The organism is Bacillus sp. cl95 (assembly GCF_900115925.1).
Classification (GTDB): domain Bacteria; phylum Bacillota; class Bacilli; order Bacillales; family Cytobacillaceae; genus Neobacillus_A.
In genome coordinates, this window is record NZ_FOYF01000001.1 from 753456 (window position 1) to 777917 (window position 24462).

At 38.6% G+C, this 24462-nt stretch carries 23 protein-coding genes; 6 read left to right on the plus strand and 17 right to left on the minus strand.

The window, feature by feature from the left end; all coding sequences use genetic code 11:
* Positions 1–12: 12 nt before the first annotated feature.
* The 9 genes from clpB to BMZ31_RS03825 form a co-directional block, all read right to left on the minus strand.
* Positions 13–2610, minus strand: coding sequence for an ATP-dependent chaperone ClpB (gene clpB / locus BMZ31_RS03785; RefSeq protein WP_090830378.1), 2598 nt, complete (start codon positions 2608–2610; stop codon positions 13–15).
* A 117-nt stretch (positions 2611–2727) separates the two neighbouring features.
* The gene (gene argF / locus BMZ31_RS03790) at positions 2728–3684 is read right to left on the minus strand and encodes an ornithine carbamoyltransferase (protein WP_090830379.1); all 957 of its coding nucleotides are present in this window, start codon (positions 3682–3684) and stop codon (positions 2728–2730) included.
* Complete coding sequence (locus tag BMZ31_RS03795) at positions 3681–6800, minus strand: carbamoyl phosphate synthase large subunit (RefSeq protein WP_090830380.1); 3120 nt, start codon at positions 6798–6800, stop codon at positions 3681–3683. Before BMZ31_RS03795 ends, argF begins: the two co-directional genes overlap by 4 nt.
* Positions 6793–7875 carry a carbamoyl phosphate synthase small subunit gene (locus BMZ31_RS03800; RefSeq protein ID WP_090830381.1) on the minus strand — a complete coding sequence of 361 codons (1083 nt, stop codon included), beginning with the start codon at positions 7873–7875 and terminating at the stop codon, positions 6793–6795. Before BMZ31_RS03800 ends, BMZ31_RS03795 begins: the two co-directional genes overlap by 8 nt.
* Before the next feature lie 72 nt (positions 7876–7947).
* Positions 7948–9099 carry an acetylornithine transaminase gene (locus BMZ31_RS03805; protein ID WP_090830382.1) on the minus strand — a complete coding sequence of 384 codons (1152 nt, stop codon included), beginning with the start codon at positions 9097–9099 and terminating at the stop codon, positions 7948–7950.
* Complete coding sequence (argB, locus tag BMZ31_RS03810) at positions 9100–9870, minus strand: acetylglutamate kinase (RefSeq protein WP_090830383.1); 771 nt, start codon at positions 9868–9870, stop codon at positions 9100–9102. It lies immediately after the preceding gene.
* 13 nt (positions 9871–9883) lie between these two features.
* Positions 9884–11113 carry a bifunctional ornithine acetyltransferase/N-acetylglutamate synthase gene (gene argJ / locus BMZ31_RS03815; RefSeq protein ID WP_090830384.1) on the minus strand — a complete coding sequence of 410 codons (1230 nt, stop codon included), beginning with the start codon at positions 11111–11113 and terminating at the stop codon, positions 9884–9886.
* A gap of 18 nt (positions 11114–11131) precedes the next feature.
* Positions 11132–12166: an N-acetyl-gamma-glutamyl-phosphate reductase gene (argC, locus tag BMZ31_RS03820; protein WP_090830683.1), complete on the minus strand. Its 1035-nt coding sequence runs from the start codon at positions 12164–12166 to the stop codon at positions 11132–11134.
* Between the two features lie 522 nt (positions 12167–12688).
* Positions 12689–12868, minus strand: a complete 180-nt coding sequence (locus BMZ31_RS03825; RefSeq protein ID WP_090830385.1) for a YjzC family protein — start codon at positions 12866–12868, stop codon at positions 12689–12691.
* A 281-nt stretch (positions 12869–13149) separates the two neighbouring features.
* Here BMZ31_RS03825 and BMZ31_RS03830 point away from each other — a divergent pair, with 281 nt between their 5' ends.
* The gene (locus BMZ31_RS03830) at positions 13150–13842 is read left to right on the plus strand and encodes a Crp/Fnr family transcriptional regulator (RefSeq protein ID WP_090830386.1); all 693 of its coding nucleotides are present in this window, start codon (positions 13150–13152) and stop codon (positions 13840–13842) included.
* A 31-nt stretch (positions 13843–13873) separates the two neighbouring features.
* On the opposite strand, the gene BMZ31_RS03835 is transcribed toward BMZ31_RS03830, so the two are convergent.
* The 3 genes from BMZ31_RS03835 to glp form a co-directional block, all read right to left on the minus strand.
* Positions 13874–14590 (minus strand): YwiC-like family protein, encoded by a 717-nt coding sequence (locus BMZ31_RS03835; protein ID WP_090830387.1) that lies wholly within the window; start codon positions 14588–14590, stop codon positions 13874–13876.
* Between the two features lie 318 nt (positions 14591–14908).
* Positions 14909–15460, minus strand: a complete 552-nt coding sequence (gene mobB, locus BMZ31_RS03840; protein WP_175477988.1) for a molybdopterin-guanine dinucleotide biosynthesis protein B — start codon at positions 15458–15460, stop codon at positions 14909–14911.
* Positions 15454–16719 carry a molybdopterin molybdotransferase MoeA gene (glp, locus tag BMZ31_RS03845; protein WP_090830389.1) on the minus strand — a complete coding sequence of 422 codons (1266 nt, stop codon included), beginning with the start codon at positions 16717–16719 and terminating at the stop codon, positions 15454–15456. The genes mobB and glp overlap by 7 nt, the downstream gene beginning before the upstream one ends.
* A 602-nt stretch (positions 16720–17321) precedes the next feature.
* On the opposite strand from glp, the gene ric reads away from it, so the two are divergent.
* Positions 17322–18020 carry an iron-sulfur cluster repair di-iron protein gene (gene ric / locus BMZ31_RS03850; RefSeq protein WP_090830390.1) on the plus strand — a complete coding sequence of 233 codons (699 nt, stop codon included), beginning with the start codon at positions 17322–17324 and terminating at the stop codon, positions 18018–18020.
* 98 nt (positions 18021–18118) lie between these two features.
* Here the strand turns inward: ric and moaA are convergent, their stop codons facing one another.
* Positions 18119–19135 (minus strand): GTP 3',8-cyclase MoaA, encoded by a 1017-nt coding sequence (moaA, locus tag BMZ31_RS03855; protein WP_090830391.1) that lies wholly within the window; start codon positions 19133–19135, stop codon positions 18119–18121.
* 386 nt (positions 19136–19521) lie between these two features.
* Here moaA and BMZ31_RS03860 point away from each other — a divergent pair, with 386 nt between their 5' ends.
* Positions 19522–20208 (plus strand): Crp/Fnr family transcriptional regulator, encoded by a 687-nt coding sequence (locus BMZ31_RS03860; protein WP_090830684.1) that lies wholly within the window; start codon positions 19522–19524, stop codon positions 20206–20208.
* A gap of 46 nt (positions 20209–20254) precedes the next feature.
* On the opposite strand, the gene BMZ31_RS03865 is transcribed toward BMZ31_RS03860, so the two are convergent.
* The 4 genes from BMZ31_RS03865 to BMZ31_RS03880 form a co-directional block, all read right to left on the minus strand.
* On the minus strand, positions 20255–21379 hold the full coding sequence (locus tag BMZ31_RS03865) for a TIGR04053 family radical SAM/SPASM domain-containing protein (protein ID WP_090830392.1): 1125 nt from the start codon (positions 21377–21379) through the stop codon (positions 20255–20257).
* 134 nt (positions 21380–21513) lie between these two features.
* Entirely contained in the window at positions 21514–21852 is a 339-nt protein-coding gene (locus BMZ31_RS03870) for a DsrE family protein (protein WP_090830393.1), read from the minus strand.
* A 13-nt stretch (positions 21853–21865) separates the two neighbouring features.
* Positions 21866–22174: a metal-sulfur cluster assembly factor gene (locus BMZ31_RS03875; protein ID WP_090830394.1), complete on the minus strand. Its 309-nt coding sequence runs from the start codon at positions 22172–22174 to the stop codon at positions 21866–21868.
* Positions 22175–22194: 20 nt separating this feature from the next.
* Positions 22195–22968, minus strand: coding sequence for a prolyl oligopeptidase family serine peptidase (locus BMZ31_RS03880; protein WP_090830395.1), 774 nt, complete (start codon positions 22966–22968; stop codon positions 22195–22197).
* A gap of 199 nt (positions 22969–23167) precedes the next feature.
* Here BMZ31_RS03880 and BMZ31_RS03885 point away from each other — a divergent pair, with 199 nt between their 5' ends.
* The 3 genes from BMZ31_RS03885 to BMZ31_RS03890 all read left to right on the plus strand — a co-directional run bounded on the left by BMZ31_RS03885 (position 23168) and on the right by BMZ31_RS03890 (position 24432).
* On the plus strand, positions 23168–23980 hold the full coding sequence (locus BMZ31_RS03885; RefSeq protein ID WP_090830396.1) for a Cof-type HAD-IIB family hydrolase: 813 nt from the start codon (positions 23168–23170) through the stop codon (positions 23978–23980).
* Between the two features lie 102 nt (positions 23981–24082).
* Positions 24083–24235, plus strand: coding sequence for a hypothetical protein (locus tag BMZ31_RS20220; protein ID WP_175477989.1), 153 nt, complete (start codon positions 24083–24085; stop codon positions 24233–24235).
* A gap of 2 nt (positions 24236–24237) precedes the next feature.
* Positions 24238–24432 carry a DUF3813 domain-containing protein gene (locus tag BMZ31_RS03890; RefSeq protein WP_090830397.1) on the plus strand — a complete coding sequence of 65 codons (195 nt, stop codon included), beginning with the start codon at positions 24238–24240 and terminating at the stop codon, positions 24430–24432.
* Positions 24433–24462: the final 30 nt, after the last annotated feature.

The following is a 24462-nucleotide window of genomic DNA, read 5'->3' on the forward strand; positions in this document are numbered from 1 at the left end:
TAACAACTTTTCTTATTTCTGAGTGTTAATAAAAAGCTGTCCTTCTTTAAAGGTTACTTCGATTGTGGAATGATCGTGAATATTGCCAGCAATGATTTCTTTTGCCAGCTTTGTTTCCAGATTTTTTTGGATAAACCGCTTTAATGGCCTTGCTCCATAGACCGGGTCGAATCCCGAGTCTGCGATAAAGCGGATTGCTTCATCCGTTAACGAAATGCTTATATGCTTTTCTGCTAGTCTTTGCTGCAAACCATCAATCATTTTTAAAACAATAGATTTAATCTCGACTTGCGATAACGGCTTAAATAAAATAATATCATCTACCCTGTTTAAGAACTCCGGCCTAAAGTGACCACGTAAGGTTGCCATTACCTTTTCTTTCGTCTCCTCACTTATTACACTATCTAATTCCTCAAGCAAGAAATGAGATCCTATATTTGAAGTCATGATGATGACAGTATTCTTGAAATCTACCGTGCGTCCTTGTGAATCGGTAATACGTCCATCGTCAAGAACTTGTAGTAGCAAATTAAATACTTCAGGGTGAGCTTTTTCAACTTCGTCTAAAAGAATGACAGAGTAAGGTCTTCTGCGAATAGCTTCTGTCAGCTGACCGCCTTCTTCATATCCTACATACCCCGGAGGAGCCCCAATCAATCTTGAAATCGAATGTTTTTCCATATATTCGGACATGTCTATTCGAATCATTTGTTCTTCACTATCGAATAATGCCTCAGCAAGCGTTTTAGCCAACTCTGTTTTTCCCACTCCCGTTGGTCCTAAGAACAAGAACGAGCCAATAGGGCGATTAGGATCCTTGATTCCCGCTCTTGCTCTTAATACTGCATCTGCCACGAGCTGTACTGCTTCATCCTGACCCACAACTCGTTCCTGCAAGATATTCTCGAGCTTTAAGAGTTTTTCACGTTCGCCTTCGACCAGTCGCGAAACCGGTATTCCTGTCCATCTACCAACAATTCCCGCTATTTCTTCCTCTGTAACTTCTTCACGCAAAAGCCTATTTTCCTGCTGATTAACAAAGGAGGATTCAAATTCTTTCAGTTCTTTTTCAAGTGCAGGAATTTTTCCATGACGTAGTTCTGCGGCCTTGTTTAGATCATAATCATTTTCTGCTTTCTCGAGTTCTCTACGAAGTTTTTCGAGCTGCTCTCTCTTTTCCTGAACCGCTTGTATTCCTTCTTTCTCCTTTAGCCAGCGAGATTTCATGGTGTTCGCCTGTTCTCTTAAGTTAGCCAATTCCTTTTGCAAGAAAGCCAGTCTTTCTTTACTAGCCTCATCTGTTTCTTTCATGAGTGCCGCTTCTTCAATTTCAAGTTGCATTAATCTCCTGGTAACTTCATCAAGTTCAGATGGCATTGAATCAATCTCAGTCCGAATCATGGCACAAGCTTCATCGACAAGATCTATGGCCTTATCCGGTAAAAAACGATCTGAAATGTAACGGTTAGATAATGTAGCAGCAGCCACAATGGCTCTATCATGGATATTAACTCCATGGTGGATTTCAAATCTTTCTTTTAAGCCGCGAAGAATGGAAATTGTGTCTTCGACTGTAGGTTCTTGAACCAGGACCTGTTGAAAACGTCTTTCTAGGGCTGGATCTTTCTCGATATATTTACGATGTTCTTCCAAGGTAGTCGCGCCGATGCAATGTAGTTCCCCACGAGCAAGCATAGGCTTTAACATATTCCCTGCATCCATCGCTCCTTCAGTTTTCCCTGCACCCACTATTGTGTGAAGTTCATCAATAAATAGGAGGATTTTCCCTTCACTCTTCCGTATTTCATTAAGCACAGCTTTTAATCTTTCTTCAAATTCCCCTCTAAATTTCGCACCTGCTATCAATGAACTCATATCAAGTGAAAAAATGGTTTTATCTTTTAAGCCTTCTGGTACATCTTTACGCACAATTCGGTGAGCAAGCCCTTCTACAATCGCCGTTTTTCCGACACCGGGCTCTCCAATTAAAACAGGATTGTTTTTCGTTTTTCTTGATAGAATGCGAATGACATGGCGAATTTCGCCATCCCTTCCTATGACAGGATCGATTTTCCCGCTTCTTACTTCTGCAACGAGATCTCGTCCATATTTTTTTAATGCTTCATAAGTCACTTCTGGATTTTGTGTCGTCACCTTCTGATTCCCCCTGACTTCAAATATGATTTTTTTGACCTTACTTTCATTTATTCCATGCGTTTTTAATATTTTGGATATCTCAGAGTCATTGATAGAAAGACCAGCTAATAGCACCACTTCGACAGAACAATATTCATCTTCAAAATCTTTCATTATTTCCTCTGCTTTTGATAGCAATTTATGCAACTGAGCGGATACATATATTTGATTACCATTCGTGTTTGAAGTGTAAACTTGCGGCTTGTTGGCAATGGCCTGTTGCAATTTCGATTTGACCATCTCAATTCCAACATTTTCCCTTTCCAATACAGACACAATTAAGCTTTCATCTTGATTCATTAATGCAAGAAAAAGATGGGCATCAGCAATTTCCTGATGATGGTGTTCTTTCGCTAACTCCTGTGCTGCAAGTAAACCCTCCTGCAATCGCACCGTCATTTTTTCAAGATTCATGATTCCCAACCTCCTGTTTGACCTTTTTTGACTAATGATTATATTATAAATTATTCCCATGGAAAATAAAAGCCATTCGAACATGAAGTCGAATGGCTTTGTCTTATTTCTTCATTATTATAGTAGTTCGGAAAGTAGCGCTTTTTGGGCGTGAAGGCGGTTTCCAGCCTGTTCGAATACAGCAGAATGAGAACCATCAATGATTCCTGATGTCACTTCTTCCCCACGGTGGGCAGGAAGACAATGAAGAAACATATAATCGGACTTGGCTTGATCAGCTACTCTTTCATTGATTTGATAGGAAGAAAAAACCTCTAGTCTCATAGCGTTTTCCTTTTCTTGCCCCATACTCGTCCAGACATCCGTGTATAGCACATCAGCATTCATAGCGGCTAAAAGGGGATCGTTCTCAATTTTGACTGTGCATTTGTTTTCTTTTGCTAATTCAATAGCCATTTTAATAACACTTTCATTCGGCTCATAACCTTTTGGACATGAAATTACAAAATCCATTCCCATTTTCACACAAGCTATCATTAAACAGTGAGCTACGTTATTTCCATCTCCAATATAAGTAACCTTAAGACCTGCCAATTCACCCTTATTTTCTTGAATGGTGAGAAGGTCGGCTAAAGCCTGACAAGGATGGAACAAGTCCGTTAAACCGTTAATAACAGGAATGGATGCATAATGGGCAAGTTCAGTGACAATATCGTGAGAAAAAGTTCGGATCATGATTCCGTCCAAGTATTGAGATAACACCTTTGCCGTATCATGGATCGATTCCCCGCGTCCCATCTGTAGATCACTGCTGTTTAAATATAAAGCATTGCCCCCAAGTTGTAACATTCCAACCTCAAAGGATACTCTTGTTCTTGTTGATGACTTTTCAAAAATCATCCCAAGGTTTTTTCCTACTAAAGGTTTATAACTCTCCCCTAATAGAGTCATATTCTTAATTTTGATAGCTTTGGTAAGAAGACCTTGGATGATTTCCGGTGAATAATCAATCAAGGATAAAAAGTCTTTTCCTTTAATATTCAGTGAATCGTTCCTGAAATTTGTCTGTATCATCCTAGCGGCACTTCCTCTCGATTTCTATTTAGCCAATCCTTAATATCGCTTACTTTCCATTGATTTTCTTTCGTTGAATTCAAGAATGCTCGAAGGGTTTCTTCTTCGGTAAAAGTCAGAATTCGTTGCTTTGTCGCGATTTTTCGATTAGCGATATCTTTTTCACTAATTCCTGGGCTATAAAAGGCGGTGACCTTATCATTCCTTATTGGACTAGGTAACTCTTTTGAAGAAATGAAACGTACCTGTCCTGCATCTTCCGAATTCTCTAAATCCACTATTTCTTCATCATCATGATAGATTAGGACTTCTTGAGACTGGATCTCTTTTTTCGAAATGGCATGAAAGCTTTTATTTAAAGCTATTGATACGCTTTCGCCTATGCTTATCCCTTCTCCAGTCGATTTCATCTGTGGCCCCGTTTTTGAATCAAGTCCATTTAAAGCATAGTTTGAAAATATTGGGTACTTAACACAGTATAATGGTGCTACCGACTCCTTATATTCCTTTTCATTCTGCAATGATCTTTTCCCTAGCAGAATTTTCGTTGCGGTTTGAACGAGCGGATAGCCTGTCACCTTGCTAATGATTGGAACAGTTCGGCTTGCTCGAGGATTTACTTCAAGTACATAAACTTCTTCATCTTTTAAGATATATTGAATATTCATTAATCCTCGATACGCAATTTCGGATACGATAGCTTTGGCATATTCACACATCTTATTTTGAACAGCAGAGGAAATATCGATAGGTGGAAGAATGGACATACTATCGCCAGAATGGATACCCGTTTTTTCAATGTGTTCCATAATGGCAGGGATATAAATATTTTCACCATCTGCTACAAGATCTAATTCTGCTTCCTTTGCCTCAAGAAATTGATCTATTAATACTGGATAAGGAACACTTTCTTCTTTTAAAAATTTATATAGTGCACTTTGATTATTCACGATTTTCATTCCAAATCCGCCGATTACATAAGAAGGTCTAATAAGTAGTGGAAATCCAATCTTTTTTGCTCCCTCCAGAAGCTGAGTAGAGTTATGTGCCATCTTTCCTTTGACATGAGGAATATCCAATTTCCCCAAAAGCTCGTAAAATCGTTCTCTATCTTCAAGCATGTCGATAATGTCTGAATTTGTGCCGAGAATTTCAACTCCGAATGATTCTAACTCTTTAGCCAGGTTAATCGCCGTTTGCCCTCCGAATTGAACAATTACTTTATGAATTTTTTCCACTTCTACGACATTTAGGATATCTTCCACTGTCAATGGTTCAAAGTATAAGCGATCAGAGATGGTGAAATCAGTACTAACGGTTTCTGGATTATTATTGATCATAACGGTTTCAATGTTCTCACCTTTAGCAGCTAGCACTCCATGGACAGAACAGTAATCAAACTCTATTCCCTGTCCAATACGAATCGGTCCACTTCCAATGATGAGAACCTTTTCCTTGTCCGTTTCTATTCGCTCGTCTTCTCCGAAATAAGAAGAATAGTAATAGTTGGAAGTAGCTTCAAACTCAGCAGCACATGTATCTACCATTTTATATACAGGTAATATGCCAAACTCTTTTCTAAGTTGGCGGATCTTCTTCTCTTCCACCTTCCAACACTTAGCAAGGAACTTGTCACTGAATCCTTTTTCCTTAAAGAAAGCGAGTTCTTCTCTTCCAACCTTTTCAGTGTCTAAGGAGTAAATCTCTTTTTCGATTTCAATCAGTCTCGCAAAGCATGTAAGGAAATATAAATCTATCTTTGTAATCTCATGAAGAACTTCAATAGATGTCCCTCTTCTAATCAATTCCATTAGAATGAAGAAACGTTCATCCGTTTGTTCTTTTAACTGGAAAAATAATTTTTCATTCGTCCAGCTTCCTAAATAAGGCATGACTAAATCTTCATTATTCATCTCTAAAGAACGAAGGGATTTCAAAATCGCTCTTTCAAGGTTACGGTCTATGCCCATAACCTCTCCAGTTGCCTTCATTTGTGTACCCAGTTTTCTATCTACCTCTGGGAATTTCACAAAAGGCCAAACCGGAAATTTCACAACCACGTAGTCTAAGGCAGGCTCAAAGCTCGCGAATGTCTCTTCCGTGACTGGATTCATTATTTCAGATAAAGAATATCCAACTGCGAGTTTGGCAGCAATTCTAGCAATCGGATATCCTGTTGCCTTGGATGCTAATGCAGAAGATCTACTAACCCTCGGATTAACTTCGATTAGATAATAATTCTTACTAACAGGATCGAGGGCAAACTGAATATTACAACCTCCAATAATTTCTAATGCAGAAATAATCTTAACTGCCGAAGTACGCAACAGATGATATTCATCATCTGTTAGCGTTTGAGAGGGTGCTACTACGATTGAATCGCCAGTATGAATCCCTACGGGGTCGATATTTTCCATATTACAAATGATTATGCAAGTATTTGAAGAATCCCTCATGACTTCATATTCCACTTCTTTAAAGCCAGCAATGCTTTTTTCAATCAAACATTGGCTGATTGGACTCTCATGAAGTCCCCCTTTAATGAGAGTTATTAACTCTTTTTCATTGTCGGCAATCCCTCCACCGGACCCTCCCAATGTATAGGCAGGACGTATGATAATAGGAAATCCGATGGTTTTAGCAAACTCCATTGCTTCTTTTTCAGTATGAACAATTGCGCTTGGAGGTACTGGTTCGCCCAGCTCGTTCATTAAGTTCCGAAAAGCGTCACGATCCTCACCTTGCTTGATCGAATTAATAGAAGTTCCTAACACTTTAACGCCATAGCGCTCAAGAATTCCTTTTTCATCTAGCTGAAATGCTAAATTTAATCCCGTCTGTCCCCCTAATGTTGCCAAAAGTCCGTCTGGTCGTTCTTTTCTGATGATTTTTTCCAATGTTTCGACTGTCAGAGGTTCGAAATAGATAGAATCGGCGATAGCCTCATCAGTCATGATTGTGGCTGGGTTGTTATTAACGAGGATTACTTTGTAGCCTTCTTCTTTTAAAGCAAGACACGCTTGTGTTCCTGCGTAGTCAAATTCAGCACCCTGACCAATTACGATTGGTCCGGATCCAATGACAAGAATCGTTTCTATAGCTGTATTTTTAGGCATATGCTCTGACTCTCCCATTGTATTGAATAATTTCTTCCATAAATTCATCAAAGATATACTCACTATCCGAAGGGCCTGGATTTGCTTCAGGATGGAATTGAACCGTTTGGATAGGCAACCTTTGATGATAAAGTCCCTCAATTGATTGGTCATGCAGATTCTTAAATCGAACAACTAAGTTTGTTCCTTTCAGACTATCTTCTTCTACAACAAAACTGTGATTTTGTGATGACATAATGACTTTGTTTTTCTTCACATCGTACACAGGATGGTTAGCTCCTCTATGTCCAAAAGTTAGCTTAGAAGTCATCGCACCAAGTGAGAGTGCGCTAAGCTGATGACCAAGACAAATCCCTAATGTGGGATAATGATGGAGCAGCTTCTTAATCTTCGGGAACTCCCCTATAAGATCTAAAGGATCACCAGGACCATTAGAAAGTACTAAGCCATCTGGCTGCAATTTTGCGATTTTTTCAAAAGAAAAGTGATAAGGAACGATAGTTACCATGCAGTTTCTATCTAAAAGAGCATCTAAAATCGATTTTTTGAATCCATAATCAACAAGTACAACGTGATGTTCACCCTCACCAACCGATACCATCTCTTTTACTGTAACGCTCTCAATTTTCAAGGTTTGAGGCATTTTCAAATCTTTCAATGGGCTTTCTTGATGAGAGAGTACAGCTTGCATGCTCCCATTTTTTCTTATTTTCTTAACGAGACTTCTTGTGTCCACATGCGAAAGCAAAGGGATATTCCACTTATTCAAGTATTCTCTTAAAGTATGTTTCGCTTCATAATGGAATGAAGATTCACTTGCTTCGTATACAATGACCCCTGCTACATGCGGCTGCTTGCTTTCAAAGTCTGTTTCATTGATTCCGTAATTGCCGATTAAGGGGTATGTGAATACGACAATTTGCCCCTTATAAGATGGATCGGTTAAGACCTCTTGATATCCCGTCATACCTGTATAAAAAACAATTTCCCCTTGAATGTCCTCTTGATGGTTTAGGTTAGACTTCCATTCACCAGAATAAACTTCACCACTGCTTAGTTTAATATATCCATTCATATCGACACCTCTAATTCTGTATATACATTCATGAATAATGATAATTATGCAAATTATTCTAAAAAAAATCGCTTATTTTTCTTTAAACTCTTCAAATACCTTTATCATGATTTCAATTCCATCCTTTAGCTCATCTCGTGTGGCTGTCAAAGGTGGTAAGAGACGAATCACCTTTTCACCCGCTGGCAAAACAATTAATCCTGACGTCCTTAAAAGGGAAAGAATTTGAGAATTAGGTACTGTTATTTCAATCCCCATCATCATTCCTAAGCCTCTTATTGCTTTAACAGATGCGTGGTGAATTAAGCTACTTTCTAAATAATCGAAGAGCCAAGCACTCTTTTCTTCTACTTTTCTAAGAAAGGCAGATTCAAAGATTTCTTCCATGGTAGCAATGGCTGCTGCGATGGAGACTGGATTACCACCGAAAGTTGAACCGTGGCTTCCTGGACCAAAAATAGCTTTGAGTCTTTCCGTACCAATAACAGCTCCGATTGGCAATCCGTTACCTAATCCTTTAGCTACTGTGACGATATCCGGTTCCATTCCAAAATGTTGGAAAGCAAAAGGTTTTCCTGTGCGGCCGATGCCAGTTTGTATTTCATCAATGATCAATAATGAACCACATTCTTTGCATAATGATTGAATTTGATCTAGGAAATCTGCGTCGGCAATATGAATTCCACCTTCACCTTGAACGACTTCAAGCATAACGGCTGCCACTTCTTCATTCATTTCATTTTGCAATGCCTTAATATCGTTAAACGGCAGTGAAACAAAGGTTGGAAGCATCGTACCAAAACCAATTTTCACTTTTTCTTGTCCTGTTGCAGCCATCGCACCGTACGTTCTTCCATGGAAAGACTGTTGGAAAGTAATGACCTTGTCACGCTGCGTCGCTTTTTTAGCAAGCTTGATCGCTGCTTCATTTGCTTCAGCACCACTGTTAGCAAAAAAAACAGCGTCCATCCCAGCGGCTTTGGCAAGCATTTGTCCTGCCTTTTCCTGTTCGCTTTGTTGGAACAGGTTCGATACATGCCAAAATTTATTCAGCTGCGATTGGATGGCTTTTTTCACATTCTCTGGACAGTGACCTAAATTACAAACTCCGATACCAGACGTAAAGTCTAAGTACTTCTTGCCATCTTTACTAATTAGGTAAGTTCCTTCAGCATGTTCAGGCTCAATTTCCCATCGTGAATAAGTAGGAAATAAATAACTCATTTATACTTGCACTCCCTTTGTCCCTATTTCTGTTCCATACCATTTCTCTCTATCAAAAAAGGCTTCCTTTCCAGAAACGATCCTTACGCTCTTAACACCATTTGCAATGGCCTTAAGGGCCGAACTAACCTTTGGAATCATTCCACCATAGATGCTACCATTTTTGATATAATCACTTACTTGGTTATCAGTGAGAGCAAGAACTAATGAACCATCGATATAAATCCCGCTAACATCCGTTATATATACGCATTGATTCGCCTTTAATGCTTTTGCGACAGCTGCAGCTGCTAAGTCCGCATTCACATTCAGCTTCTCTCCTTTATCGGTTATGGCGAGAGGAGTAAGTACCGGAATAAGGTCTTGCTGCAACAACGACTCAATGAGGCAAGCGTTCACTGTTGTTATGTCCCCAACTAGACCCAAATTCTCTTGGTCTATCATTTCCGCTTGTAGACACTTTGCATCACTACCGTTTATCCCTATTGCATTGAGACCTTTTTTCTCTAGTCGAGTGACAAGTGCACGATTGGTTTTTCCAGCTAAGATTTGTTCTACTACTTGCAATGTTACTGCTGTTGTTTTTCTCATCCCTAAATAAAATTCCGGCTCAATCTGCATTCTTTCTAACTCTTCATTTATATCAGGACCTCCGCCATGGACAATGACACAGCCATAACCTTCTTCTTTCAGCACTTTGATACTCGTAAAAAATGCATCCGATAATTCATTGATGATACTGCCTCCGCATTTTATGACAGCTATTTGCATTTCCCTGCTCCTTTTATGTGCGATAGTTTGCATTAATCTTCACATAGTCATATGACAAATCGCATCCCCATGCGAGCCCAATTCCATTTCCTAAATGTAAATCCACGTGAATTTTTATTGTATCTTCATTTAGATACGCCGTAGCTTCTTCTTCAGAAAAGGCTTGAGGTTCACTTTTTTTCAACATAGTCATTTCACCTAAAGAGATATCAACAATCTCAGGATTAACCTCTGCTGAACTTGCTCCAATAGCACCGATAATCCTTCCCCAGTTTGCATCGGCACCGTGAACAGCCGTTTTCACAAGATTAGAGCCAACAATTGTTTTCGCTACTGCACGGGCCTGCTCATCGTCTTTTGCCCCTTTGACGTTTACTTCAATCAGCTTCGTCGCCCCCTCGCCATCGCGTGCAATCTGCTTGGCTAAATCTTGACAAGTTTTTGCGAGAAGTTCTACGAACGCCACCCAATCTGGACTGTTCTCATCGAGAACGGGATTTTCTGCCAGACCATTCGCCATAACGATTACCATATCGTTTGTAGATGTGTCGCCATCTACCGTTATTTGGTTAAAACTATGGCCTGTAACTAACTGAAGTGCCTTCTTCAGTGAATCTGCATGAACAGCCGCATCTGTTGTCACAAAGCCAAGCATAGTAGCCATGTTTGGATGGATCATCCCCGACCCTTTCGCTGCTCCACCCATCGTCACAGTCTTTCCACCAATGACGGTAGAATAACAGCATTTTTTCATAACAAGATCTGTTGTCATAATGGCCGTTTGAAAGTCTTCAGCATCCGTTAATTCTTTATTTGGAAGAAGCTCGGTAATTCCAATCTCAATCTTATCCATTTTCAAAAATTCACCGATTACTCCTGTAGAAGCTACTGCCACGGCATCTTCAATAAGATTAAATTGCTGCGCAGCCAACAATCTCATTTGATACGCATCTTTAAGGCCCTGTTCACCAGTACATGCATTTGCACAAGCGCTATTGACAATGACAGCTTGCAAAAAACTATTCTCTGCTAAACTATCCTGAGTCACTTTTAAAGGTGGCGCTTGAAAATGACTTGTTGTATAAACCGCTGCACTAATGGCAGGAACTTCGCTTATGATAACCCCTAAGTCTTTTTTTGAATAACGCAGCCCCGCGTGTGTACCAGCTGCAAGGAACCCCTTAGGTGTTATGATACTTCCTGATTTTATATTTGTTATTTCAATAGAGTTTGTAGCTTGCACTTTGTCTACCCCTTCCTTTTATGGAAACATCGGCATATGGTATAAACCAACATCTTGATTGAGACCGAACATGAGATTGGCATTCTGAATTGCCTGACCAGCGGCTCCCTTTACGAGATTATCAATAACCGAAACAATCGTTATCCTACCCGTTCTAGGATCAACATCTAATCCAATGTCACAAAAGTTTGATCCGCATACTTCTTTTACTTGAGGAAAATCTCCCTTGTTTCTAATTCGTACAAATGGACTATTTTGATACATAGATTCATAGAGTGACCGCATTTTATTGGTATCAAATCCATTACTGACTTTTGCATAAATAGTTGCTTGAATCCCCCTGTTTATCGGCATTAAGTGTGTGCTAAACGTAATCGGTTGGGTTGATTCGTCCCATTGAAGAAGTTGCTGTTCAATCTCAGGAATATGCTGATGTTTGTTCACTTTATAAATCTTAAAGTTTTCATTCATGTTTGAAAAATGTGTATCGTTTGATGGTGACTTTCCTGCACCAGTAAGACCAGACTTTGCATCTATGATGAGTGAATCTATATGAATGGCCTTCTCTAACATCACAGGTGCCAAGCCTAATAGAACAGCGGTTGGATAACATCCGGGATTTGCCACTATCGTTGCATTCCTTATTTCATTTGCATTCCATTCGCTTAATCCGTAAACGGCTTTTTCTAAAATACGATCAGCTACAGCCTCTTTCCCGTACCATTGTTCGTATTTATTCTTATTCTTCAATCGCAAATCCCCAGATAAATCAATAATTTTAATGTTCTTATCAAAGAATCCTTTTGCTAATTCACTTGAAACCCCTGATGGTGTTGCGAGAAATACCAGATCAGACTCCTCAGCAATACGATCGACATCCACTCTATCCAAATCACAATTTATTAATCTTGTAAGATGGGGAAATAAGTTGGAAATGGATTCTTCTGGCTTGGTTGAATGCATCGTATGAATATTAAATTCAGGGTGTGCATGTAGCAACCTCAGAAGTTCCACGCCACTATATCCTGTTACACCTATTACAGAAACGTTAATCACCAATTATCCTCCTGATAACATTTTGTATTTTTATTCATTTTTATAAATAATTATTAATTTATATCAACCATTATAAAAATAAATAATCAGAAATTGCAATCTTTTTTTTCAAAAAAATAGGCTCTGTTAAACGAAACTGTTGATTATTTTATGGGAGGGAATCCGCGAGACTCCTCGAAAATCCTCATGATGCTATCGCATCATTTCGTGCGATGTGAATTCCTGGAAGCTTTCCTTGTGCTATCGCATTTCCTTCGTGCGGTGATTATTCACGGAAGCTTATTCAATGTCCTGCGGAAAAAAGGGCTGGAAAGACCCCGCAGTGAGGAACGAGCGAGAAGGCTTGCCAGTTCGTCCGCGGAAAGGGAGTGGATTCTCCATACTCACTTATGAAAAACAACACTAAACATTAACAGAGCCAAAAAATAAGGAAGCTTATTCACCGAAGAAAACTGGCTGGGTGCTGGACATAGCCAATAAAAAAACATGGATTCTTTTCAGAACCATGTTTTTCATGTCTTAAGGTTTTCTTACATAAGACCATATACGATTGTGATTAGAGTTTTCCGGGAAGCTGTCTCCAGCTTTTAATCTGATCTTTTTCGGATTGTTTACAGTGCTTCCTGTCTCACCAATTTCTATATATTCCCCATTATTCGGAGCTTTTTGTCCTGGTTTAAACTGTCGATTTTGACCCAAATGAATTCACTCCTTCTCACGTTTCCCTTATTATTTGCCAAAACACTTTTGAAAATGAAAGAAAATGTTTCCAACTTCATTCGACAGCACTATTTCCCAAGCAATAAATTTGTCATAAAAGGTCGGTACTATTCTTGGAAATTCTGACAATGGTGACGATTTTATGAATTCGTTTATAAAACATTGATACGTCTTAAGTATTATCAATATAATTACAGTATAATCTTTGGATAAACCCATCCATTACCAAACAAAAAGCCATTTGAAAGAGCTGAGGGTCTATGCAAGTCATTCAAGATATTCCATTTGAATTAAAAGAAATCTTCCAGACAGTAAGTCATATCAAAAAAATTGAAGATGACGATTACCTTTTCCAAGAAGGATGTTTGGCTAATGAGTTATATCTTATTCAAAATGGCATTATTCAAATCAATAAAATGGTTCCCGATGGACGTGAACTGACTTTTCGATTATGTAATGCCGGTGATTTGATAGGTGAATTGAACTTATTTTGCCCTTCTTCCAAATATTTATTAACGGCAAAAGTAATTCAAGGTGGTTCTGTTGCTGTTATCTCAAAAAGCCAACTTGAAGAAAAGCTTGCAACTAATACCTCTTTGGCATTGGAATACATGAAATGGATGAGTTTGCAACATAGAAAGACTCAGGCTAAATTCCGGGACTTAGTCCTTCACGGCAAAAAAGGCGCTCTTTATTCTACAATCATTCGTTTGACAAATAGCTTTGGAATCGAGACTGATGGAGGTATATTAATTAACTTTCCTTTAAAGAATCAAGAATTAGCAAATTTCTGTGGGACATCCAGAGAAGTTGTGAACAGGTTGCTGAGCGAACTCAAAAAACAAAGGGTTATTTCCATGGAGAAAGGTCTGATCAAAGTTCACGATCTGCTTTTTTTAAAAAAGGAAATTGATTGCGAAGATTGTCCGATTGAAATTTGCAAAGTAGACTAAAAAGCCGCTTAAGAAGCGGCTTTTTTCATTTTCAGTATAGACTGTACATCATAGTAATAAAGAAAATGAACGAATTAACAATTTCAAATACACCTACTTGTTTTGCACTAAGCGGTCTACCATAGAAGGCGAATGCTCTAATGGTACTAGGCAAAAAAGCTAGTGCAACGAGGTCTTCGTGAGCAAGAATCCAAATAATCGGTACCAAAAGATGATACACCCATGATTGCCACTTGAATTTTTGATTTTTCTTTTCACGAATCATTGATTTCACATAAAAAGTGCTTCCAATAAAAAAGAGGACGCTCGAAGAAAATAGAAGCCACATTCCATTGGTCAGATTACCATGTACAAGAAAGCTGCTTCCTATACCAGCAATACAAAAAACAATAATTGCACTTAAATCATTAACAAAAGCCCTATCATTATTTTTGGAAGAAAAATATACATTAATACCAAAAAATGGGGTCATGATCATTCCTAAATAGGACATTTCTGGTTTATGATACAGTGGTACAGATAAAAACAAGATAGAAGGAATCAAATAAAGCATGCTCCATTTGGCGTGAAAATGAATCTTTTTTTTCTTAAATAGCATGAGGAACGGATATGTCGCTAAATATAAAAATAGCCAACCAATAAATAAGGGAACGTGCATCCAACGAAATCCAGATTCTATAACGCCAAGCCAATATGGGACAAGCAACATTGCCCATGCACCATGCTGCTTTGGTAAAAATAACTTCATCGTTCTCACTCCTTTGTAATGCTTATCTTCAATATATTTCAAATAAGACACAAAGTAAGTGAAACAAATCACATATTAGAAAAACGCAAGCGCCCTGTTCAGCCCCGACAGGCATAAGACAAAGCGCGCAGGAAATCCTGATTTCTGGAGAGATTTGGCTTATGACCAAGGTTGTTTCGGCTTTAGGAAACAACCCCGAGGGGCTGGGCGCTGAAGCTAGACAGTTATCTCCGTAATATTTAAAACTTTCTTATCTAGTATAAAAAGAAAAGACGCCCTATTGAGAGTCAAATCTCTTCCGTACAAACTAAAAAGAAACTATTCCAATTCTCTTCTAAAAACATTCTTGCACTCATCAATCATAAATCTAATTACTCTCTTGAAGCTATCGTCTTCCTTCAAATGGCAAAGGAGCAAGTCTTCTTGAACTTCATTCGCATTCATAAACTCTAAGTCCCAAAAGTAGATTGCTTTGATACAGGTCAATTTCGTTAACAGTTCCGTATCCTCATGTTTACGAATCAATACCAACTTGGGATAAGATTCAAATTTGTGTCCTTCAATAATAATGAAATCAGGGTTCATCTGTGATATCAAAGTGATTTTTTCGGCGAGAGACCATTCACTTTTTTCTCCCTGCAGTAGCAGTCTTCCATTTCCTTCGACCAGTGTTACAATTGCTCCAGCGTCTATATGTCGATAGGAATCCTTGTCCTTAACAACTTCGGGTTTCCCCCCGTGACCATGATGCTTGATTGTAGCGACCTTATATCCCTGCTCAGATAACCCTCTAACAATTTGAGTTACAGCAGTTGTCTTCCCACTGTTCTGATAACCTACAACCTGAAAAATAAAAGGTTTATTTACCACGGCCAAACACTGCCTAATTGATCTTCAAGTAACAGGATTTCAACTTCATTTCCGCTCTCAAATCCCCTTGTACCTCCTGGCAGAATCATAAGGGAATTGGCAGTTGCAAGACTCATTACGATATTTGATTTGTCCACCCCACTTGGCGAAACAACTAGCTGTCCATTTTGTACATCACTATTACTTCTCACAAAACGTGTGAAAGGATTCGGTTTCGGAAAATCTGCTTGTAAGATCGCTTTTTCTTTTCGTAAATGAGGATTTTTTGAATGAAGCATTTTTCTAATGATCGGACGTGTAAATAACTCAAATCCCACATAGCAAGCCGAAGGATTTCCTGACAGCCCAAATAAAAGCTTCCCTTTATATACAGCAACCGTTGTGACACTTCCTGGGCGCATTCCAATCTTATTAAATAAGACTTCTGCTCCCATTCTCTCATAAATAGCTGGGAGATAGTCATAATCACCTACCGAAACTCCACCTGTTGTGATTAGAATATCTACTTTATCGACCGCATTTAGGACTGCCTCATAGCATGTATCAAAAATATCAGGAAGTTTACCAAAATAATGAACCTCTCCACCGGCTCTTTCAATTTGTGCCATGATCATAGATGAGTTACTGTTTCTGATTTTGCCGGGCTCAAGGGCTTGGTGTACTTCCAGTAGTTCTGTTCCTGTAGCAAAAAGACCAACAACTGGTTTTTTTACAACTGGTACTAGCTCATAACCAAATGTCGCTAGTATGGCAACGATACCTGGATTAATCATTGTTCCTTTTTTAACAAGGGCTTCGCCAAATTTAGCATCTTCACCTTTATACGATACGTTATCTCCCGTTTTATATGCTCGTTTAGTTGTCATATAAGCCTTGTCATTCTTTTCATAGGAACTGGCAAGTTCAAGCATTACGACCGCATCCGCACCTTTCGGAAGCATTGCCCCAGTCATAATCCTCACTGCCTGCCGCTCATCTAAAACCTTATTTGTCGTTTCACCGGCTCCTATGTGATCTATGACTTCAAATTCTATTGGATTCGTTTGAGAAGCGCCTATCGTGTCAACAGCTCTAACAGCAAATCCATCGTATGGAGAGCGATCAAAGTGAGGCACGTCGCTTGTTGCCGTTAGATCTTCTGCTAAAAATCTTCCATAGCTTTCAAGTATATTTACATATTCCGTTCTTCCTAAGGATTGGTAATCCATCACTTTTTGTACCGCTTCGGCAATGTTGATAGGTGTTCTTCTTTCAAGCATCCTGTTCAGCTCCTATGTAAAAAGTTCATTTATTAAGGCTGTTTTCGTAAACTTTGTTGCAATTTAATAAATTGAAGGTTGATTTCCGCTCCAGGATGCTCGCTTTCCGTGGGGCGGGCGGTGAGCCTCCTCGGCGCATTCGCGCCTGCGGGGTCTCACCTGTCCCGCTACTCCCACAGGACATTGAATGGCTTCCTTGAATGGGCCCACGCACGAAGGAAATGCGATAGCACAAGGAAAGCTTCCAGGAATTCACATCGCACGATATTATGCGATAGCATAATGGAGGATTTTCGAGGAGTCTCGCACCTTCCGCTTCAATCAACTACTAGGTTTACTTTCATAAAACTGATTCCAAAAACAACAATCTTTTAGAAAAGAGCCATTCTTAAAGTTTTTTTAGGGGTTTCATTGATTTCTTTATCAATTATAAAGTTAAAGGATTCAAATGGAGATGGCAAATTTCACATCTCAACATCTTTTTCTTTATTAAATTTAATAAATAATTGAAAGTGTGATACAGGTCACCAACTCCTCGTTGCCATTCCATTAAGATAAGAGTGTAAACAAAATAAGAATTAGGATTTCAAGGAGGAAGTTAGATGAAGACAGCAACCTTTTCCGCCAGCACTCTAGTTAGAGATATTGTAAATGAAATACCAAAGACGAGCGATGTATTTAAACGCTATCGCATTGATTTTTGTTGCGGAGGTAATACTCCATTAAGCGAAGCAGCTGCTGCAAACAATGTAGATATTGAAACACTTTTAAAAGAATTAACAGTTGTTTTTGAAAAAAATAACGAGAATGAACAAAACATGGAAGTATGGCTGAATTCAGACTCTCATACAATCATTGACCACATTATTTCACATTATCATCGTCCGCTTATGGAAGAATTAGACCAACTTAGTCCTTACGTGACAAAGGTTTCACGCGTCCATGGTGGTAATCGTCCTGAGCTTTTAAAAGTTTATGAATTGTTCTATGAGTTCAAAAAAGAAATGATTGAACATGCAGCGAAGGAAGAAGAAACCGTTTTCCCTCTCATCAAGATGTTAGCTGAGAACTCAGTGGAGAATCGAGAAGAAGCGATCAATTTCATTACTGAACTTGAAAAAGAACATGATCATGCAGGTTCATTATTAAGAGAGCTTCGAACCATCACATCGGATTTCACACCACCAGCCGATGCCTGTGGAACATATCGCCTTGTTTACAAGCGTCTTGAAATGTTAGAAGAGCATACGTTCATGCACGTACATCTTGAAAATAACATTCTCTTCCCTCGTTTCATTTAAAAGTGAATATCTGGATTCTATAGACCTGCGATGACAAAATCGCAGGTCTTCATAATAGCATCTGAAACAAAAAAGACTCTCTTTTTCGGAAAGAGAGTCTAGCCACCAATATAAGACATTTCAATTTTTTTGCGATTTTTTATTGATTCAGCCGTTCTTTCATCTGAATAGCGGTCATCACGTTGGTACCAAATGTTCGCTATTCTTTCCTGTATGTCATTATCCGTTGCCCCATTACGAATAAAGTCTCGAATATCATGTCCATTTCCATTAAATAAACAAGTATAGAGCTGGCCGTTGGCTGAGAGTCGCGCTCGTGTACAACTTTGACAAAATGACTCTGAAACTGAAGTAATAAAGCCAACATCCATTTGAGTCCCTTTGTAACGATATAGTTTTGCAACTTCACCGAAATAGGCCGGATCTAATGCTTCCAACTCGAAATTCTCCATTAACAAATCATAAATTTGTTTTTTAGTAATGACATCATCCATTTTCCAGCCATTTGTGCTGCCGACATCCATAAATTCAATGTAGCGAAGCTGTAACCCTTCTTCTTTGCAAAACTTAGCCATTGGAATGATTTCTTGATCATTCAAGCCTTTTTTTACTACCATGTTTACCTTTACTCCAAGGCCAGCAGTTCTTGCTGCTTCTATTCCCTTGAGTACCGGACCGGTTCCTATGTTACGTCCATTGATCTTTCCAAACAGTTCATCATTAAGGCTATCAAGACTGACATTGACTCTTTTTAAGCCAGCGTGCTTTAAGTCGGTTGCGTGTTTTGGCAGGAGAACACCATTGGTTGTTAAACCGATATCATTCACACCTTCAATTTCATAAAGCATGGCAACTAATGTGGGTAAATCTTTTCGTAACAAAGGTTCTCCGCCTGTTAGTCGGATTTTTTCAACTCCATGTTTTACGAATGCTTTGGCCACTCGTACTATTTCTTCGTAAGTAAGTAACTCACTCTTTGGCAGAAATGCAAAATCATGACCAAAAATTTCTGCAGGCATACAATACTGACATCTAAAATTACAACGATCTATGACAGACACCCTTAAATCTCTTAAAGGCCTATTTAGTTTATCTTTAATAATGGTTCTAACCATGATATCAACTCCAATAAAGTGAGAAGCTGGTTTTGATTTTTGAAAGTATGGCTTTGCTAAAGAATAATATTGATTTTCTTCACTCTGTTGATTGTAGTAATTCGTCCCTGAAAGCAAGCGTCTGGAGCGGAAATCAACTGTTAGATCGTTCTAAAAGCTCTCCTATAGCAAGATACCTTGTCTCATATTATCACTTTATACAGTTCACTTGTTTTTAAGATTCTAAATACTTATAAGTTTTCACTATATTGTCATTGTTAAACCGTTTTTGTTTAATCTTTCTGCGATAAAATGTTGATAATAATTAATTTTAAATGATTGAAATGAATTTTTTCTAATAAATCTAAACCAAAAATGAGGAAAAGGTGATTGATGTGCCAAATAAAATGAAACCTACTCATTCCATAGAAATAAAAGAACTGCTACTTTTTGCAGACCGAAGATTTCAAAGTGAAAGAGCAACCTACTTATTCCAAGAAGGAATGTTAGCTGAAGAACTTTATATCATCATTTCAGGCAAAGTCCAAATAAGTAAAATAACTTCCGATGGTCGTGAACTATCATTAAGGATTTGTGGTGCCAATGATATTTGTGGAGAACTTACATTATTTACTGACAATCCTAAATACTTATTAAGTGCCAAAGTTTTAGAAGAAGGCGAAATTGTAGCCATCAAAAAAGATGTAATTGAACGAGAAATCTTTCAAAATAGTGCCTTAGCGTTTGAGTTCATGAAATGGATGAGCGATCACTTTCGAAAAACTCAAACCAAGTTCCGAGACCTCGTTCTTAACGGTAAAAAAGGGGCACTCATCTCAACTCTCATTCGAATGACGAATAGTTATGGAATTGAAGTTAAAGATGGAATATTGATCGATCTCCCTTTAACCAATCAAGAACTTGCAAATTTTTGCGGAACTTCGCGTGAAAGTACAAACCGTATCCTGAATGAACTAAAGAAAGATAAAGTCATTTCGGTCAAGAAAGGAAAAATCATTATCCATGACCTTCAGTTTCTCCGTGAAGAAATAGGCTGTGAAAACTGTCCAGCTGTCTATTGCAGTATCGATTGATATTTTCAAATTTGTGAAGAAAGGGGTGGCCTGCGCCATCCCTTTCTTATTGGGTTTGTTTCTTTCTTAACTCCATAGGAATATATGTGCAATATGGTTCACTTTCTAGGTAGTCACCTGTCATCGCGTATGCACGAGAGCGCGATCCTCCGCAAACATGTCTGAATTCACATTTGCCGCATTTTCCCTTGTATAGGTCTGGATTGCGTAGAGATTGAAAGATTGGCGAATTCCGATAAATATCTGCTAACCCCCGCTCTCTTATATTCCCTGCCTTCACTGGTAGCAATCCACTTGGATATACATCACCAATATGTGAAATAAACACAAAGCCATTGCCGTCATTTACACCTTTTGGAGCTCTACCTAATCCATTAATAGATCCTGTCAAACCTTTTTTTGTCAGTGCATTCAAGTAATCAATCTCTTTAGGTGACTCTTTGGATTCCCGTTTCTTTTGTTGAATCACGACACGACGATAGTGTTGTGCAGCGGTCGTTTTGATATCGAAGGATACCTTTTTACTTAAGTCATAAAGCCACTTAAATACTTTTTCATGTTCAACAGGAGATATCATGTCTTTTTCTTGTCCACGACCTGTCGGTACAAGGAAAAACACACTCCATAATACACACTTTAGCTCTTCAACAACTTTTGCCATTTCATCTAAATGTTCATAATTGTATCTCGAAATTACTGTATTGATTTGAACCGGTATTTCAAGTTCATGCAAGTACTTTATTCTCTCTATCGTCAAGTCAAAGGAACCTTCTGTACCACGAAAATGGTCGTGAATTTCAGCTGTTGGCCCATCTAAACTGAATGCCCAACGAGCAAGACCCACTTCTTTCGCTTTTTCGATTGCACTTTTTGTGACATTTGGCGTCGCACTTGGTGTCATAGAGACCCTAACACCTTTTTGGATAGCGTATTTAGCAATATCAAAAACATCCTCGCGCATAAGTGGATCTCCACCTGTAAAAACAAGCATTGGATTATTCATTTCATAAATTTGATCAATTAAATTTTTTCCTTCTTCAAAACTCAACTCTCTCGGATCCCTACGATATTGAGCTTCAGCACGACAATGTAGACATTTAAGTTGACATGCTCTTGTTAATTCCCATATGACGATAAATGGATCTTTATTAAAATCACGGCTAAAAACCATCTGGAATGCCTCCCGCTATTAGTTCCTAAAAAGTTAACCCTTTAGTCCTATTATAGGTGAGTCAATTCATTAACAAAGTGAAGTAGGTCACAATCAAATCTTTGCATACAAAAAAACTCGTCTGCTGACGAGTTTTAGGATATCGTAATGACTTCATATTGTGCTGCTAGTTCGATAAAATGAGCCATTGAACTAATTTTCCCCGCTTGCAGGATGCCTTCGACTTCGTAATAATCGACGCAAGTTTTACAAGCTAGGATTTCAACGCCCTTTTCTTCAAGTTCTTTAAGATGCAATGAAACAAGGGAGCGATCCGTCAGGGTCATAACACCACTATTCATGAGAAACACTGCTTTGGGAAGTTCTTCTCTTTGTTTCAAGAGAGTAAAGAAGGTTTCTAGGACACCTTCACCTAATTCCTTATCACCTTTTCCAAGCTGATCGGAACTTACAAGTATTACTTTATTCTTCATCATTGCACCTCCTTTAACGAATGCCTAGTGCGATTTTTGCATATCTTGTCATCATGTCTTTCGTCCATGGAGGATTAAACACAATATTTACTTCCGTCTTCTTTACCTCTGGAATGTCTTCAAGTGCTCTTTTAACTTGATCTACAATCGTACCTGCCAGCGGGCAACCCATTGATGTTAATGTCATCGTCACAGTTGCTGTACCTTCTTCATCCATTTCAACATCATAAACCAAACCAAGGTTTACGATATCCACACCAAGCTCTGGGTCGATAACTAATTCCAAAGTACCCATAATGCTATCTTTTAAATCTTGATCCATCTCTAACACTCCTTGTTCATTTATTCCACAGTCTGTAAATGTTTCTCAAACCATTCAACTGTAGCATTTACACCTTCAAGGCTAACCTTATGACCCGCTTTTTCGTCTACAATAAAAGACCATTTATCTTGATCATATTGTGGTTTCAGTGACTCATAAAACTGATATGCATACGAGAATGGGACAACTGAGTCTTGCTTTCCATGCCAGAAAAGTAGTGGACGTCCATTTAGTTTTTCAGGTTGTAAGCTCAAATCATATTGACGTAAAACCGACATAAAATGATTCAGCTTATCTTCTGATAAAGGCAATTGAAGTCCCTGTTTCTTGATAATTTCAAGTTGCCACTGTGCAAATTGTTCGTAATTAGGATTTCCCATTAAGCTAACAGCTGCACTGATCCAATCAAATTGAGTTAATGCCCCCAAAGTCACGATTCCACCCATTGAGGTTCCAGACACTCCAATGTTTTCAGAATCAATCATTTCCTTCTTAGCATAATGATTCTTAATTACATTCAAATCACCAATGGTATTCAGGACAATGTCCCAGAAGTGGAATGATAATTCTTTTTCATTCATTCCATTGTTACGTTCACCATGATGTAGTGCCTCAGGCAGCAAAACCCGGAATCCTTTTTGAGCCATTAAATAAGCATAGTTAAGATTTTGCTCCTTTGTACTTGTAAAACCATGAACAAAGAATACGAGCGGAAGCTTTTCCGAAAATAAAGATTGTTTCACGACATGAAGAACGGGAATACTTTCAATACAATCATGCTCAACGATAATCAAGAACTAAACCTCCCAATCTTGACAATTCAAGTATAATAACAAAAAATTGCTTTTGAAGTGAATTTTTTTACATGTACCCTATATTATTGTTAACATGGTACATAAGAAGGATAAAGTTTCATTTGAATCAATATGTTCTAGTTTACCACTTAATTTTAAATTTCCAAAAGCATTACACTTTCTACTTAAGGAGATCCATATGAAAGAGAAACATTTAATTGCACTAGATTTAGATGGAACATTATTAAAAGACGATAAAACCATATCTCAAAAGACGAAAGAGATTTTGTGGAAAGCCAGAGACTTAGGACACGAAGTAATGATTGCTACAGGCCGACCATTTCGCTCCAGTGAAATGTACTACAGGGAACTTCAGTTGACCACACCTATCGTCAACTTCAATGGAGCTTTCGTCCACCATCCTTTAGATTCTAAGTGGGGAGCATATCATACCCCTTTAGATATAAAAGTCGCAAAAGACATCGTAGAAGCAATGAGTGATTTTCCTTTTCACAACATCATTGCCGAAGTAATCGACGAAGTGTACTTCCATTATCATGATGAAAAGCTGTTAGACATTTTTGGTTTTGGTGATCCCAATATAACAACTGGAGATTTAAAGCAATTTTTAACTCAAAATCCTACAAGTATGCTGATCCATGCCGAAGACGAACATGTTGCCGCAATCCGAAAGCATCTCTCAGATGTTCATGCTGAAGTAATTGATCACAGACGTTGGGCAGCCCCATGGCATGTCATTGAAATTGTTAAAAGCGGTATGAATAAAGCGGTCGGCTTAAAAAGAATGTCAGAGTATTTTCAAATCCCTCCAGAACGCATTATTGCGTTTGGTGACGAAGACAACGACTTAGAAATGCTTGAGTATGCTGGACATGGTATTGCGATGGGGAATGCCATTGACCAATTAAAAGCAGTTGCCAATGATATTACCTTAACAAATGAACAAGATGGCATTGGATTATATTTGGCGGACTTGCTGAACATTAAATAAATCACCATAGTTTTCCTCGATGAAATCCTTTTCCCGTGAGCATACTAATTAGGAAGCAGCCAGCGCTGTTTCAAAACAAGCTCTATATTTGGAGGGATTCGAGTGGGTAAACGAAACAAATCGAAACGCTTTGTTCAGCAAGGAAAAGATACTGTTTCCAAGCATGATGAACGTATTCCCTATCACATGACCTATGCAGAAGCGGAAGCGCAGAAGATGGCAAATGTGCATGATTCCTCACTTGGAGGGATTTAATTATGGGTAATAGACTGTTCCAAGAAGCCAGAAGATTTGTGGAGGCTGCTAAATCAGCCGACACCGTTGACCAACAAGCTGCAGTTGATACAGCAAAGAATGCATTAAGTTCTGCATTCGCTAATTCGACTCGCGCAGAGCAGCAGCAGCTCCAAGAAATGCAAACTGAGCTTGCCCAAATCGACACAACTATGTAATGAAAATAACCGGTTTCCTATTGGAATCCG